This is a genomic window from Methylibium sp. T29-B (assembly GCF_000576225.1).
Lineage (GTDB): Bacteria > Pseudomonadota > Gammaproteobacteria > Burkholderiales > Burkholderiaceae_C > Methylibium > Methylibium petroleiphilum.
The window spans coordinates 1-14,530 of the sequence record NZ_AZSN01000043.1 but is presented as its reverse complement, the minus strand read 5'-3'; the positions used below and the strand labels follow the sequence as shown (position 1 = coordinate 14,530).

Here is a 14,530-nt window from a genome sequence, read left to right as displayed (position 1 = left end):
GGCTCCGGGCGGCGGCTTCACTAAACTTTCACGAGGCACCAACCGGTCCGCGTCTTCGATCAAGACGTTGGTTGTTCCGCCCGCCAACCCTCCACGAAAGAGAGATTCCTGATGAAGAAACTCGCCCTCGCCGCCGCCCTGTGCGCGGCATTCACCGGCAGCGCGTTCGCCCAGAGCAGCGTCACGCTGTACGGCCGACTCAACACTTCCATCGAGTTCCAGGACAACGATGTGTCCGACGCGACCGTGATGAAGAACAACGCATCGCGTTGGGGACTTCGTGGCAACGAAGACCTCGGCGGTGGACTGAGCGCGTTCTTTCAACTCGAATCCGGCTTCGGCTCTGACGATGGCACCGGTACCGGTGGTTTCGGACGCGACGCCTATGTCGGCCTGAAGAGCACGTCTTGGGGTCAGATCAAGATGGGCAAGATTGCCCTCGGCGCTCTGTACTGCAGCACGATCGACTACATCGGCGTCTTCAACCATGACACCGGCACGACCTCGGAAGACAACATCTATTCGTTGCGTGTTGGTTTCAGCAATGCCGTCGAATACACCAGCCCGAATTTTGGTCCGGTCTCGTTCGCGGTGACGGTTGCTGCCGGTGAAGGCACTGGCCCGAAGACTTATGAAGGCGTTGTGAACTACGACGTCGATGGCCTGCACATCGGCGCTGGCTACAGCAAGAGCGAAGATACGTTCGGCAACGACACGATCAAGGGCTTCTCGGCTGGCGCGGCCTACACGATGGGTCCGTTCCTGTTGGGGCTGGCTTACGAAAATTCCGACGACGTCGTACTTGGCAAGCGCAATCAAGTGACGGGTACCGTTCAGTACACCGTCGGCGCTAGCGAGTTCCACGTGTCGGTCGGCTGGGCGGACGAGTGGGATAACTTGGCCGATTCCGATGCCATCCAGTACACGCTGGGCTACAACTACAACCTGTCCAAGCGCACCAAGGTCTATGCGTTCTATTACGCAATTGACAACAACTCGTTCCCGTACGGCGGGTCTGGCACGGCCACCCTGCCTGTGCTGGCCGACAACAAGTTCTCGTCGATTGGTCTTGGCATCCGCCATAACTTCTAAGTCTCGCGACGCACTTCGAAAAGCGGCCTCCGGGCCGCTTTTTGCATCAACAATCCGGTGACAATCGGTCACCGCCGATGTGTCGCCATCGATTCCGGAGCCCCCACGAGGATCCCGCATGAAGCTCACGACCCGCCAGTTTCTGAAGACCGCCGGCCTGTTCGGTGCCGGCCTGCTGCTCGCCGCCTGCGGCAAGAAGGAAGAGCCGGCGCCCGCCCGCCGCCCCCGCTTCCGCGCCCGCGCCGGTGGCTTCCGCTCCGGCGCCCGCGCCCGCCAAGGTCTACGTCGTCGGCACCGATGCCGCCTACGCCCCGTTCGAGTTCCAGAACGAGAAGGGCGAGATCGTCGGCTTCAGCATCGACCTGCTCCAGGCCGTGGCCGCCAAGGGCGGCTTCGAGGTGAAGTTCGTCAACACGCCGTGGGAAGGCATCTTCAACGCGCTGCAGCAGGGTGACCGCGACCTGCTGATCTCGTCGATCACCATCACCGACGAGCGCAAGCAGACGATGGACTTCTCCAACCCCTACTTCGACGCCTACCAGCTGATCGCGGTGAAGGGCAGCTCCAAGGTCGCCAAGTTCGACGACCTCAAGAAGCTCAAGGTCGGCGTGCAGACCGGCACCACCGGCGACGAGGTCGTGACCAAGCTGCAGGGCAAGAACAGCGCCAACGTCAAGCGCTTCGAGTCCACGCCGCTGGCGCTGAAGGAGCTCGAGGCCGGCGGCGTCGATGCCGTCGTGGCCGACAACGGCGTGGTCATCAACTACGTGACCAACAACGCGGCCGCCAACTTCAAGACCGTCAGCGACAGCGCCTTCGCGCCCGAGCAGTACGGCATCGCGGTGAAGAAGGGCAACGCCGAGCTGCTGGAGAAGGTCAACAAGGGCATCGCGGCGATCAAGGCCGACGGCAGCTATGACCAGGTCTACGCCAAGACCTTCGGTGCAGCCGCCCCCGCGGCAGCGGCCTCCAAGTAAGCGACAGCATCAGGACCCCGAGGATCTCCCATGGACTTTCGCTGGGAGATCCTGGCCGGCTACGGACCGCTGTTCCTGGCCGGCGTCCTGATGACGATCAAGCTGACGGTCGTCGCGATCGTCGCCGGCCTCGCGCTCGGGCTGGTGCTCGGCCTGATCAGCAGCACGCGCTATGCACCCAAGCCGAGGTCGCCGCTGGCGGCTGCACTGATCAAGCCGGCGCAGTGGCTGACCATCGCCTACGTCACCTTCTTCCGCGGCACGCCGCTGTTCGTGCAGATCCTGCTGGTGCACTTCGCGCTGATGCCGGCGCTGATCCACCCGGACAACGGCCTGCTGCTCACCGGCGAGGCCGCGCGTGAGTTCCGCCAGAACTACGGCGCCTTCTTCTCCGGCGCGCTGGCGCTCACGCTGAACGCCGGCGCCTACATCTCCGAGATCTTCCGCGCCGGCATCCAGAGCATCCACGGCGGCCAGACGCAGGCGGCCTACAGCCTGGGCCTCACGCACGTGCAGAGCATGCGCCACGTGATCCTGCCGCAGGCCGTGCGCCGCATGGTGCCGCCGCTGGTCAACGAGGCGGTCACGCTGATCAAGGATTCGTCGCTGGTGTCGGCGATCGGCCTGGCCGAGCTGGCGCTGGCCGCGCGCACCGTGGCCGGGGCCTACTCGCGCTACTGGGAACCCTACCTCGCGATCTCGGCGGTCTACCTGCTGCTCACCTGGCTGCTGTCCACGCTGGCCAAGCGGCTCGAATCGCCCGACCACCTGCGCGGGCGCTAGATCGCCAGCGGGTCCACGTCGACGGCCCAGCGCAACAGCCCCTTCTGCTCCGGCCGCTTGCGCCGCAGCGTGGCTTCCCAGGCCGTGAGAAAGCGCTGCAGCGCCGGCCGCGAGGCCGACTCCACCAGCAGCTGCGCCCGCTCCATGTCGGCCACGCGCTGCACGCTCAGCGGCACCGGCGGGTAGAGCGCCACCTGGTGCTGTGCGGCGAGTTCGCGGGCCTCGTCGCTCACCGCCCGCAGCCAGGCCTGCGCCACCGACTGCTCGCGGGCGTCGGCGCGCAGCAGCGCCAGGTGGGTGTAGGGCGGCAGGCTCGCCGACCGCCGCTCGGCCAGCTGCGCCTGCGCGAAGGCCGTGTAGTCGTGCATGCGCAGCGCCGCGTACAGCGCGTGCTGCGGGTGCCAGGTCTGCACCCACATCTCCGCGCGGTCGGCCTGCCCGGCATCGCGGCCGGCGCGGCCGGCGGCCTGCATCAGCAGCGAGAACTGGCGCTCCGGCGCACGGAAGTCGCTGCTGAACAGCGCCGCGTCGGGGTTCACCGCCGCCACCAGCGTCATGCGGCGGAAGTCGTGGCCCTTGGCGATCATCTGCGTGCCCACCAGCACGTCCACCTCGCCGGCGTGCACGCGGGCCAGCTCGGCTTCCAGCGCGCCGCTGCGCCGCGTGGTGTCGGCGTCGATGCGGCCCACGCGCGCACCGGGCAGCGCCAGCGCCAGCTGCTCCTCCAGGCGTTCGGTGCCGCGGCCGGTGGGCTGGATGTCGGCATTGCCGCAGTCCGGGCAGGCGCGCGGCACGCGCTCGGTGAGGCCGCAGTGATGGCAGCGCAGCGTGCGGTCGAGCTTGTGGAACACCCGCCACGCGCTGCAGTGCGCGCAGGCGCTCTTCCAGCCGCACTCGGTGCAATGCAGCACCGGCGCGTAGCCGCGGCGGTTCAGCAGCACCAGGCTCTGCTCGCCGCGCGCCAGCCGCTCGCGCAGCGCGCCCAGCAGCGCGGGCGACAGCGCGCTGTCGCGCAGCACCTCCTTGGGCAGCCGGCTCATGTCGACCAGCCGCACCGTGGGCAGCACGCCGCCGCCGATGCGCGCGGCCATGGTCAGGCGGGTGTAGCGGCCGGCACCGCCCTCGGTCGCCGGCAGCGCGTTGTGCCAGCTCTCCAGCGACGGCGTGGCCGAGCCCAGCAGCACCGGCACGCCCTCGATGCGGCCGCGCACCACCGCCAGGTCGCGGGCCGAGTAGCGCGCCCCCTCCTGCTGCTTGTAGGACGGGTCGTGCTCCTCGTCGACGATCACCAGCCCCAGCCGCGGCAGCGGCGCGAACACCGCCAGCCGCGTGCCGAGCACGAGGTCGGCCTCGCCCAGCAGCACCATCAGCCAGTGCTTCAGCCGACGCGCCGGCGTCAGGCCGCTGTGCAGCGACACCACCCGCCGCCCTGGGAAGCGCGCCAGGAAGCGCTCTTCGAGCTGCGGCGTGAGGTTGATCTCCGGCACCAGCACCAGCGCCTGGCGGCCGGCCTCGACCACGCGCTGCGCCTCGCGCAGGTAGATCTCGGTCTTGCCGCTGCCGGTGCTGCCGTGCAGCAGCGTCACGGGGGCATCGCCCGCGCTCGCGGCCAGCGCTTGCAGCACCTGCGCCTGCTCGGCGCTGGGGGCGGGCAGCGCGCCCTGCGCGCCGCTGGGCGGCAGCAGCTTGGCGCGCAGTCGCGTGAGCCGGCGCTCCAGCTGCGTGGCGCTCAACATGCGCAGTTCGGGCGGCAGCACCGCCAGCGCCACCTCGGCCGGGGCTGCGCTGGTAGTACGAGGCAGCAAAGTCCACCAGCTCGCGCCAGGCGGCCGGCAGCGGCGGCAGCGCGTCGAACACCGCGGCCACCTCGCGCAACGTCACGCCATCGGGCACCGCCGAGTCCTCACCGGAGCGCGTGTCCCAGGCCACGCCCAGCACTTCACGGCGACCCAGCGGCACGCGCAGCAGGGTGCCTGGCGTGAGCGGGCGCTCGCTCAAATATCCGAGCGCCGCCTTCAGGCCGCTGTACTGCGGTGCGTCGATCACCACCGGCACCACGACCGGCTCGCGGGCGGGCGCCGGGGGCTCAGCGCCCGCCGCCGGTGCAGATGTGGCGGCCGCTCGCGATGAAGGTGACTTGCCCAAGGAATCTCAAGTTCTTATCAAGGAAAGCGGCCAAGCCGTTGATTCGTTTGGGGTTTTCGAGCTATCCACGTGCCCTGTGGAAAACTTTGTGGGAAACCTGCGCAAACGCACGCTAACTGCTTGATAGCACAGGCCGCGGCTTGCGCTGATGCTTTCGAAGGCAGAAAAATGTCTATATAAGAATCAACGACTTAGCGCATCCATCGGTCGAAAGGCTGTTGCGATGCAGCAGCCTCATCGCGGTGCGGGGCTTGACACGATTCTGGGGATAAGTCAGGCCTCTCGGGCGTCGTTTGCGGGTAAACCCGGCTTGCCGGATGCACCCAGCGCCGTCTCGACCCCCGGGTCAGCCGGCGGCGCCGCGCTGCTGCCGTGAATAGGAATGCACCGCATCCACCAGCACGCTCACGCTGTCGGGCGGCGTGTGCTGGCTGATGCCGTGGCCGAGGTTGAACACGTGGCCGCTGCCGGCCGACGGCGCGCCATAGCTGTCCAGCGTGCGCGCCACCTCGGCGCGGATCTGCTCCGGGTCGGCGAACAGCACGTTCGGGTCCAGGTTGCCCTGCAGGGCCACGCGGTCGCCGACGCGCGCGCGCGCCGCGCCGAGGTTCATGGTCCAGTCCAGGCCCACCACGTCGCAGCCGCTGTCGGCAATGGCCTCCAGCCACAACCCGCCGCCTTTGGTGAACACGATCTGCGGCACGCGATAACCGCCTTGCTCCTTCTTCAATTGGCGCAGCACGCGCTCGGTGTAGGCCAGGCTGAAGCGCTGGAAGGCGCCGTCGGCCAGCACGCCGCCCCAGCTGTCGAAGATCATCACCGCCTGCGCGCCGGCCTCGATCTGCGCGTTCAGGTAGGCCGCCACCGCATCGGCGTTCACCTCGAGGATGCGGTGCATCAGGTCGGGCCGGCGGTAGAGCAGGGTCTTGACCAGGCGGTAGTCGTCGCTGCCCGCACCCTCGACCATGTAGCAAGCCAGCGTCCACGGGCTGCCCGAGAAGCCGATCAGCGGCACCCGCCCCGGCGCGCCGGCCGGCGCCAGCGCACGCCGGATCGACGCCACCGCGTCGAACACGTAGCGCAGCTTCTCCATGTCGGGCACCTGCAGCTTGGCCACGTCGGCCTCGTCGCGCAGCGGGTGCGCGAAGCGCGGGCCCTCGCCCTGCGCGAAGCTCAGGCCCAGGCCCATGGCGTCGGGCACGGTGAGGATGTCGCTGAACAGGATGGCCGCGTCGAGCGGGTAGCGGTCCAGCGGCTGCAGCGTCACCTCGGTGGCGTACTGCGGGTTGGTGGCCAGCCCCATGAAGCTGCCCGCCTTGGCGCGCGTGTCGCGGTACTCGCTCAGGTAGCGGCCGGCCTGGCGCATCAGCCACACCGGCGTCACGTCGGTGGGCAGGCGCAGGCAGGCGCGCAGGAAGCGGTCGTTCGCGAGCGGCGGCAGGGAGGCGGTGGGGGTGGCAGTCATCGGTCGATTATCGCGGCCCTATCATCGGCGCCGACCATGGCCCGCGCGCAGATCCTGATCGTCGAAGACGAACCCGGCATCGCCGACACGCTGAGCTACGCCCTGCGCACCGAAGGCTTCGAGCCGCTGTGGTGCGCCACCGGCGAGGCGGCGCTGCAGCATCTGCCGCCGCAGGCGCCCGCCCCGGCGCTGGTGATCCTGGACGTGGGCCTGCCCGACCTCAACGGCTTCGAGCTCTTCAAGCGCATCCGCGAGCGCGCGGCCGATCTGCCCGTCGTCTTCCTCACCGCGCGCAGCGACGAGATCGACCGCGTGGTGGGCCTGGAGCTCGGCGCCGACGACTACGTGGCCAAGCCCTTCTCGCCGCGCGAGCTGGTGGCGCGCGTGCGCACCGTGCTGCGCCGCACGGCACGCGCCTCTGCTTCGCCGCCGCCCACCACCGTGGCCGGCGCCTTGACGCCGGCCGCTGCCGCGCTTCCAACCCCGATCGACGTGGACGAAGGCCGGCGCCGCATCCGCTACTACGGCCGGCCGCTGGAGCTGTCGCGCTACGAGTACGGCCTGCTCAAGACCCTGGCCGAGCGCCCGGGCCACGTGTACACCCGCGACGTGCTGCTGGAGCGGGTGTGGGACGACCCCGGCGACAGCTTCGACCGCACCGTGGACGCCCACGTGAAGACCCTGCGCGCCAAGCTCAAGGCGGTGGCGCCCACGCTGGAGCCCATCCGCACGCACCGTGGCAGCGGCTACGCGCTGGCCGAAGACCTGCCAGCCGAACTGCCGCGCGCATAGATCGGCCAGCCAGCCAGTGACGAAGCGCAACCGCATCTTCATCGGCATCCTGCTCGCCTATGCGCTGGGCGTGGCGCTGCTGCTGTGGCGGCTGGTGGGCGACATCGACCCGCGCTACCGCGAGTCGGCCGAGGAATCGCTGGTGGAGACCGCGCACCTGATGGCGAGCTGGATCGAGTCGCGCTCCAGCGAGGAGGGCATCGCCATCGACGCGCTGCGCCCGGTGTTCCGCGCCCTCTACGCGCGCGAGTTCAGGGCCGACATCTTCGGCTTCGAGAAGACCCGCGTGGAGCTGCGGGCCACCGTGGTGGACCGCTCGGGGCTCGTGCTGTTCGACTCCCTGGCGCGGCACGAGGGCGAGGACCACTCGGCCTGGCGCGACGTGCGGCTGGCGCTGGCCGGCGAGTACGGCGCCCGCACCTCGGCCGACGTGGACGGCGACCCCCACACCTCGGTGATGTACGTGGCCGCGCCCATCGTCGTGGGCGGCGAGATCGTGGGCGCGGTGTCGGTGGGCAAGCCGGTGCAGAGCTTCGGCCAGTTCGTGGAGAAGGCGCGCCGCCGCACGCTGCTGGTGGGCGCCACCTCGGTGGCCGCGGTGCTGCTGCTGGTGGTGATCGTCTCCATGTGGCTGGTGCGGCCCTTCGGCCTGGTGGCCGACGTGTGGCGCAGCGTGCGGGCCAGAAGCGCGGCAGCTTCAGCCTGCGCCGGCTGGGCCGCCGCACCTGGGCCGCGGTGGGCGCCGCCTACGACGACATGCGCGACGCGCTGGCCGGCCGCAACTACGTGGCCGACTACGTGCAGACGCTCACCCACGAACTGAAGAGCCCGCTGTCGGCCATCCGCGGCGCGGCCGAACTGCTGAACGACGAACCCGCCATGCCCGAGGCCGACCGCCAGCGCTTCCTCGGCAACATCCAGCGCGAGACGCTGCGCATCCAGGAGCTGGTGGACCGCATGATGGAGCTGGCCGCGCTGGAATCACGCCGCCAGATCGAGCACCCCGAGGCCGTGGCCCTGCGCCCGCTGCTGCACGAGCTGGCCGCCAGCGCGCAGCCGGTGGCCGCGGCGCGGCGCATCGAGGTGGTGGTGCTGCCGGTCGGCGACGGCGACGAGGGCGAGGGTGATGCGGCGGTGGTGGAAGGCGACGCGCTGCTGCTGCGCCGCGCCATCGGCAACCTGCTCGACAACGCCATCGACTTCTCGCCCACCGGCGGCCGCGTGACGCTGCAACTCGCGACCCATGGCCAACGCGGCGGCGGCAGCAGCGTCGACATCATCGTGCGCGACCAGGGCCCCGGCATCCCCGATTACGCCGACGACAAGGTGTTCGAGCGCTTCTACTCGCTGGCGCGGCCGCACTCGCAGAAGAAGAGCACGGGCCTGGGACTGGCGTTCGTGAAGGAGATTGCGGAGCTGCACCGGGGGCGGGTGAGTCTGCGGAATGCGGCAGACGGGAAGGGGGCGGTGGCGGTGTTGACGTTGCTGCGGATGACGGGGGGCTGACCCGACTTTCATGCACCTTGTCGATTTCAGACCGCCCGCTTCGTCGTCAGTGCGTCCATCACCACTCCAAGGCAGCTCCCCATGAAATACCTCGGTCTCGCCTACTTCACCCCCGAAAAGTTTGCCGCGCTGGCGCCGGACGACGTCAAGGCGCTGGTGAGCCAATGCCCGCCGCTGGACGAGAAGATGCGCGCGACCGGCAAGGTCCTGGTGTCCGCGTCGCTCGGCGACCTGGAGCGCTGGCGAACGCTGCGCCCGCGCGGCGGCAAGACGCATGTCAGCGATGGGCCCTACACCGAGTCGAAGGAAGTGGTCGGCGGCCTCTTCATCATCGAAGCGGACACCCCTGAAGAGGCATTGCGCATCGCATCCATGCACCCGGCCGCCACGCTCGGCGAAGAGGGCGGATGGGCCGTCGAACTCATTCCGATGGATTTCTACCTGGCCCGATGAGGGCCAGGGCGTAGGCCTCAGGAAGGCTGCGGCGCGCGCTTCTCCGCACGCACCGTTGCAGCTTCGTTTGTCATCGCGGCGATGCGAGCTTCTGGCCGGGCGTTGCCGCTGCCGAATCTCGAATGGGTTTCTACTGTGCAGCGGTTGCCGCCACGGGAACTTCAGAAGCTGGTGGCGGCTTCCGACCCAAAGGCGCTGGTGGCCAAATGGCAAACCTGTCCTCGACGCGCGCCTTCGACAAGACCCCACTTGAAGCGAACCAGTTCAGAACATGCCGTTGTCGTTCTTGGACGTAGTCGGCACCAACTGAAGAGCACGCCTCAACGTCTTCCCGATCACGCTGCCACCGTTGCGAGAACCCCGTGACGACATTCCCCTGTTGATGGAGGCCTTCCTCAAGCGCCACTGCGACCTGCACCGGCGCGACGTGCCGGGGTTCACGCCCCGTGCGGTCCAGGCCCTCCGTCAGTACGACTTCCCTGGGAACATCCGGGAACTGCAGAACCTCGTCGAGCGGGGCGTGATCACGGTCGGGCGTGACGAGTCAATCGATGTGCATCATCTCTTCCGTGGCGGCGAGACCATGGGATGGCATGCACTTTCGGTCGATGCGGGCGGGCGATTGATCGAGTCGCCGCAGTCGGCAGACGAAGGATCGAGCGTCGATGCACGATCAGTCGACCGTGCAGGACCCTCCGACCGGCCGCGCGGCAACGGCAAGGAAGTCGCCGAGTACCGCCGGGCACTGATCGCAGCCCGCCATAACGTTGCTGAAGTGGCACAGCGGCTGGGCCTCATGCGCGCGCAGCTCGCCCACCGGCTCAAGCGCCACTGATTGGCCTGACCCTACGCCGAAATGCCTCGGGCGTTGCTCCCACACGCCGACGGAAGAACTTCAGGAAGTTGGTTGGTTCGCTGAAGCCGAGTTGCTCCCCGATGGCCACGGACGTGGCCTCGGTGTGAACCAGCAGGCGCTGGGCTTCCAGCGCCACCCTGCGGTCGATCGTGTCCTTCGCGGAATGCCCGAATCTCGCCTGGCAGACGCGATTGAGCGTACTGGAGGAGACGCCCAGCTTCTTCGCCATCGCTTCAACTCCGGGCCGCTGCGCCACCGCCCTCTCCAGCTCGGCCGTGAATCGCTGCGCGAGCGGACTCGAAGGCGCGAGCCCTTGGCCGCTGCGCAACGCGGCGCGGCTGATGGCCAGCAGAGCGCAGACCAGCAGTTCGCGCGCCAACGTTGACGATACCGGCGTAACCTGCGCCGGGGCCAGCTCTCGGCGCAGCATGGCCGCAAGTTGCTGACAGGTCGACAACTCCGTGCGATCGAGGTCGAAGCTGCTTGACCACTCCTCGAGCCGCAGCAGCCCCATCGCCGCGTTGGCGCAAGAGCCGCGTCGTGACTGCAGTGATGTCGGCTCGATCAGCATCAAGTCGGCGTCGCAGGACTTCGACGGGGCCCATTCCTGCACCTGACCGGGTCGAACAAACACCGCGCGACCACGGGTCAGGTTCACGCGGTCGAAGTCCACGTGGTGCGCACCGTGTCCACGTGTGACCACCATGAGCATGAAGAACTCGACCCGCTGTGGGCCTTGCAGCACCGATGCCGGCACTCGCCCGCGAAGCTCCGACAAGGTGAGCACTTCGACCCCCACAGGATCCAACCGCTTGTTCGAGAAACGAATGTTTTGCAGCGCCGGTGTACCGGCCGGATTTTGCCGCTCGTGGGATGTTTGATTGATTTTGACCACCTTGTGCCTTGTACGAACCTTTGAGCGTTGGCCAGAGTGATGGACAGTCTCTGCGGCAAATCTACCAGGACGCCCTGACATGAACTTATCGCTCCAACCCCTGCGCCGGACACTCATCGCCGCTGGCCTTGTCTTGTCGATCGCCGCGTGCGCATCGAACACCACCTCCCTCAAAGGCACCACCATGAATCAAGACCGCAAGACCCAAGTGACCGCGCTTCTGAAGGCTATCGAGACCGGCGCAGCGGCGCCCGTGGCCGTCATCAACCCGGCCAAGTACGTGCAGCACAACCTCGCGGTGGCCGACGGCCTGACCGGTTTCGGGGCCGCGCTGCTGGCGCTGCCGCCAGGCTCGGCCAAGGTCAATACGGTCCGTGTCTTCCAGGATGGTGACTTCGTCTTCACCCATACCGACTACAACTTCTTCGGGCCCAAGATCGGCTTCGACATCTTCCGCTTCCAGAACGGCCAGATCGTCGAGCACTGGGACAACCTCCAGGCCACGCCGCCAAAGGCCAACCCGAGCGGTCGCACGATGATCGATGGCCCTACCACGGCCGTCGACTTCGACAAGACCGCCGCGAACAAGCAACTGGTCGCTGCCTTCGTCGACGACATCCTGGTGAATGGCCGCATGGGCCGGCTCGGGCAATACATCGTGGGCGACAACTACCGCCAGCACAACCCGCAGATCGCCGATGGTCTGTCCGGCCTGCGCGCAGCGCTGGAGGCCATGGCCAAGGCCGGCATCACGATGAAGTACGCCAAGGTCCACAAGGTGCTGGGCGAAGGCAACTTCGTGCTCACCGTGAGCGAGGGTGAGTTCGGCGGGGCGGCGACGTCCTTCTACGACCTGTTTCGCGTCGAAGCGGGGAAGATCGTGGAGCATTGGGACACCATCGAGGCGATCCCTGCGCGCGCCGATTGGAAGAACGGGAACGGCAAGTTCGGTTTCTGAGGAGCCTTGCGTTCGGTCACACGACTGAGCGGCACCTGGGGCGAGAGTTGATAAACGAGTACCGCTGCCGCATTGAGAAGGAACTGGCGCAACTGGAGAAGACCACCCAAGAGCGGGTCCTCCGCGTGGCGGCTGCCAGTCAGCCGCTTACGCTTTTCAGCAGACGTTGACCGATGTCCGCTCATGGCCGATTGCAGCCCCTCATCGGATCGATTGAGAGCAAGCCAGTGCGGCGGTAGCAACTCTTCCGCCTTCACATCAACTTCACGCAGTCTTCACACACCCACTCCCCAACTTCCTCGTCTTTTCTCACCCCCCGCGGAAGCTCCTCCCCGTGCCCACCTCGCGGCACGTTGCCTCAGGAGCCCGCCATGTTCTTCCCCTCCCTGCGTCCGCGCGCCGTCATCCCGCTGCGCCCCCTGTCGCGCCCGGGCCGGCTGTGGGCCGTGGTCCTGGCGCTCGCTTGCCTGGCGAGCCTGCTGCTCGTCGCGCTGCCGGCGCAGGCCGATGACGCCGACGCGCGGCGCGCCGAGAGCCCGTACTTCTTCGTCAAGAGCGACGACCCGAGCGTCGACCGCCTGCCGCTGAAGGCCACCGAGGTCGACGCGCGCATCGCCGGGCCGATCGCCGACGTCACGGTGACGCAGCGCTACCGCAACGAGGGCCAGCGGCCCATCGAGGCGCGCTATGTCTTCCCCGGTTCCACGCAGGCCGCGGTGCACGCGATGACGGTGCGCATCGGCCACCGCGTGATCGTCGCCGACATCCGCGAGAAGCAGCGCGCCCGCATCGAGTTCGAGGCCGCCAAGCGCGAAGGCAAGACCGCCGCGCTGCTGGAGCAGGAGCGGCCGAACGTGTTCTCGATGAACGTGGCCAACATCCTGCCGGGCGACGAGGTGGCGGTGGAGCTGCGCTACACCGAGCTGCTGCCGCCCACCGAAGGCCGCTACCAGTTCGTGTTCCCCACCGTGGTGGGCCCGCGCTATCGCTCCCCCGCCAACAAGGTTGCGGCCACTGAAGAACAAGCAAGCGGCACGGCAGCGCCGTCGGGCAGCTTCCCCGCCGTGCCCTACCTGCCCGCAGGCGAGGCGTCGGACACCCGCTTCGACCTGCGCGTGGCCTTCGCCTCGCCGCTGCCGGTGAGCGGCCTGCGTTCCAGCTCCCACCAGATCGAGGTGGAAGGCGAAGGCAGCAACGGCGCGCGCGTCGCGCTGGGCGGTGACGCGGAGTCCGCCCGCCACAACGGCAACCGCGACTTCATCCTCGACTACCGCCTCGCCGGTGACGGCATCGCCTCGGGCCTCACGCTGTTCCCCGGTGCGCCGGGCGAGGAGAACTTCTTCCTCGCGATGGTGGAGCCGCCCAAGGCCATCGCCACCACGCAGATCAACCCGCGCGACTACATCTTCGTGGTCGACATCTCGGGTTCCATGCACGGCTACCCGCTCGACACCGCCAAGACGCTGCTGCGCCACCTGATCGGCGGGCTGCGCCCCAGCGACACGTTCAACGTGCTGCTGTTCTCGGGCAGCAACCGCATGCTCAACGAGACCTCGGTGCCGGCCACGCAGGCCAACATCGAGCAGGCGCTGCGCACCATCGCGCAGATGGGCGGCAGCGGCAGCACCGAGATCGTGCCGGCGCTCAAGCGCGTGGCCGCGCTGCCCAAGTCGCCCGATGTCTCGCGCAGCGTGATCGTGGTGACCGACGGCTACGTCACGGTGGAGAGCGAGGTGTTCCAGCTCATCCGCAGGAACCTCGGCCAGACCAACGTGTTCGCGTTCGGCATCGGCAGCTCGGTCAACCGCCATCTCATCGAGGGCATTGCACGCGCCGGCCAGGGCGAGCCCTTCATCGTCACGCGGCCCGAGCAGGCTGCCGCGCAGGCCGAGCGCCTGCGCCGCATGATCGACGCGCCGGTGCTCACGCAGGTGAAGGCGCGCTTCGAGGGCCTGGACACCTACGACGTGGAGCCCGAGCGCCTGCCCGACGTGCTGGGTGGCCGCCCGGTGCTGGTGTTCGGCAAGTGGCGCGGCGAGCCGCGCGGCCAGCTCGTCGTCGAAGGCCAGGCGGCCCACGGTGCCTGGCAGGCGATGCTGCCGGTCGCCACGCCCGACGCGCAGGCCGTGGCGCTGCGCCATCTGTGGGCGCGCCACCGCATCCAGTCGCTGTCGGACCAGGAGGCGCTGCAGGGCGGCGACACGCAGCGCGAGGCCATCACTGCGCTGGGCCTGCGCTACAGCCTGCTCACGCAGTACACGAGCTTCATCGCGGTGGACCGCGTGGTGCGCAACCCGGCCGGCGGCAGCACGCCGGTGGACCAGCCCTCGCCCATGCCGCAGGGCGTGAGCAACCTGGCCATCGGTGCCGAGGTGCCCAGCACGCCCGAGCCTTCGGCCTGGATCGCGCTGGGCGTGGTGCTGGTGCTGCTGGGTGCAGCGGCCTGGCACCGTGGTGGATCGAGCGCCAAGCGCCTGTGGCGCAAGCCGCGGCGCCTGGTGCGGTGAGCGGGGGCCTCCACCATGCATTCGCAACCCTATCGACTGCGTCTCACCGGCGCGCCCGGCCTGGCCGCGCTGCCTGCCGGGCCTGGCTGGCGCTGCAGGCT

At 68.5% G+C, this 14,530-nt stretch carries 13 protein-coding genes and 2 pseudogenes; 12 read left to right on the top strand and 3 right to left on the bottom strand.

Features of this window, described 5'->3' with window-relative positions; translation table 11 throughout:
* The first annotated feature begins 111 nt into the window (after nt 1-111).
* From Y694_RS09330 to Y694_RS09320, 3 genes and pseudogenes are all read left to right on the top strand, one after another.
* The gene (locus Y694_RS09330) at nt 112-1,092 is read left to right on the top strand and encodes a porin (RefSeq protein WP_036231812.1); all 981 of its coding nucleotides are present in this window, start codon (nt 112-114) and stop codon (nt 1,090-1,092) included.
* A gap of 118 nt (nt 1,093-1,210) precedes the next feature.
* Nucleotides 1,211-2,069: pseudogene (locus tag Y694_RS09325) on the top strand (basic amino acid ABC transporter substrate-binding protein).
* A gap of 30 nt (nt 2,070-2,099) precedes the next feature.
* Nucleotides 2,100-2,852, top strand: coding sequence for an amino acid ABC transporter permease (locus Y694_RS09320; protein WP_036231810.1), 753 nt, complete (start codon nt 2,100-2,102; stop codon nt 2,850-2,852).
* On the opposite strand, the pseudogene priA reads toward Y694_RS09320, so the two are convergent.
* Nucleotides 2,849-4,910 (bottom strand): annotated as a pseudogene (gene priA / locus Y694_RS09315) (primosomal protein N'). The gene Y694_RS09320 and the pseudogene priA overlap by 4 nt on opposite strands.
* Here priA and Y694_RS24785 point away from each other — a divergent pair.
* Nucleotides 4,831-5,121 carry a hypothetical protein gene (locus tag Y694_RS24785; RefSeq protein WP_197028769.1) on the top strand — a complete coding sequence of 97 codons (291 nt, stop codon included), beginning with the start codon at nt 4,831-4,833 and terminating at the stop codon, nt 5,119-5,121. The pseudogene priA and the gene Y694_RS24785 sit on opposite strands and share 80 nt — an antisense overlap.
* A 222-nt stretch (nt 5,122-5,343) precedes the next feature.
* Here Y694_RS24785 and hemE read toward each other — a convergent pair whose 3' ends face one another.
* The gene (gene hemE / locus Y694_RS09310; RefSeq protein WP_011827735.1) at nt 5,344-6,462 is read right to left on the bottom strand and encodes a uroporphyrinogen decarboxylase; all 1,119 of its coding nucleotides are present in this window, start codon (nt 6,460-6,462) and stop codon (nt 5,344-5,346) included.
* Between the two features lie 36 nt (nt 6,463-6,498).
* On the opposite strand from hemE, the gene creB reads away from it, so the two are divergent.
* From creB to Y694_RS09290, 5 genes are all read left to right on the top strand, one after another.
* Nucleotides 6,499-7,254 carry a two-component system response regulator CreB gene (gene creB / locus Y694_RS09305; RefSeq protein WP_011827736.1) on the top strand — a complete coding sequence of 252 codons (756 nt, stop codon included), beginning with the start codon at nt 6,499-6,501 and terminating at the stop codon, nt 7,252-7,254.
* Between the two features lie 16 nt (nt 7,255-7,270).
* Nucleotides 7,271-8,077, top strand: coding sequence for a hypothetical protein (locus Y694_RS26735; protein ID WP_310732222.1), 807 nt, complete (start codon nt 7,271-7,273; stop codon nt 8,075-8,077).
* Entirely contained in the window at nt 8,011-8,760 is a 750-nt protein-coding gene (locus tag Y694_RS26730; protein WP_310732221.1) for an ATP-binding protein, read from the top strand. Before Y694_RS26735 ends, Y694_RS26730 begins: the two co-directional genes overlap by 67 nt.
* An 81-nt stretch (nt 8,761-8,841) precedes the next feature.
* Nucleotides 8,842-9,213 (top strand): YciI family protein, encoded by a 372-nt coding sequence (locus Y694_RS09295; RefSeq protein ID WP_036231807.1) that lies wholly within the window; start codon nt 8,842-8,844, stop codon nt 9,211-9,213.
* A 382-nt stretch (nt 9,214-9,595) separates the two neighbouring features.
* Nucleotides 9,596-10,048: a hypothetical protein gene (locus tag Y694_RS09290; protein WP_036231805.1), complete on the top strand. Its 453-nt coding sequence runs from the start codon at nt 9,596-9,598 to the stop codon at nt 10,046-10,048.
* On the opposite strand, the gene Y694_RS09285 is transcribed toward Y694_RS09290, so the two are convergent.
* Nucleotides 10,035-10,964, bottom strand: coding sequence for an AraC family transcriptional regulator (locus Y694_RS09285; RefSeq protein WP_161728042.1), 930 nt, complete (start codon nt 10,962-10,964; stop codon nt 10,035-10,037). The two genes, Y694_RS09290 and Y694_RS09285, sit on opposite strands and share 14 nt — an antisense overlap.
* Nucleotides 10,965-11,148: 184 nt before the next feature.
* Here Y694_RS09285 and Y694_RS09280 point away from each other — a divergent pair, with 184 nt between their 5' ends.
* From Y694_RS09280 to Y694_RS09275, 3 genes are all read left to right on the top strand, one after another.
* Nucleotides 11,149-11,922 (top strand): nuclear transport factor 2 family protein, encoded by a 774-nt coding sequence (locus tag Y694_RS09280; RefSeq protein ID WP_036231801.1) that lies wholly within the window; start codon nt 11,149-11,151, stop codon nt 11,920-11,922.
* A complete protein-coding gene (locus tag Y694_RS27125) occupies nt 11,853-12,092 on the top strand; it encodes a hypothetical protein (protein ID WP_409072473.1) in 240 nt (79 codons plus the stop codon). Before Y694_RS09280 ends, Y694_RS27125 begins: the two co-directional genes overlap by 70 nt.
* Before the next feature lie 201 nt (nt 12,093-12,293).
* Nucleotides 12,294-14,429: a VIT and VWA domain-containing protein gene (locus Y694_RS09275; protein ID WP_051495680.1), complete on the top strand. Its 2,136-nt coding sequence runs from the start codon at nt 12,294-12,296 to the stop codon at nt 14,427-14,429.
* Nucleotides 14,430-14,530: the final 101 nt, after the last annotated feature.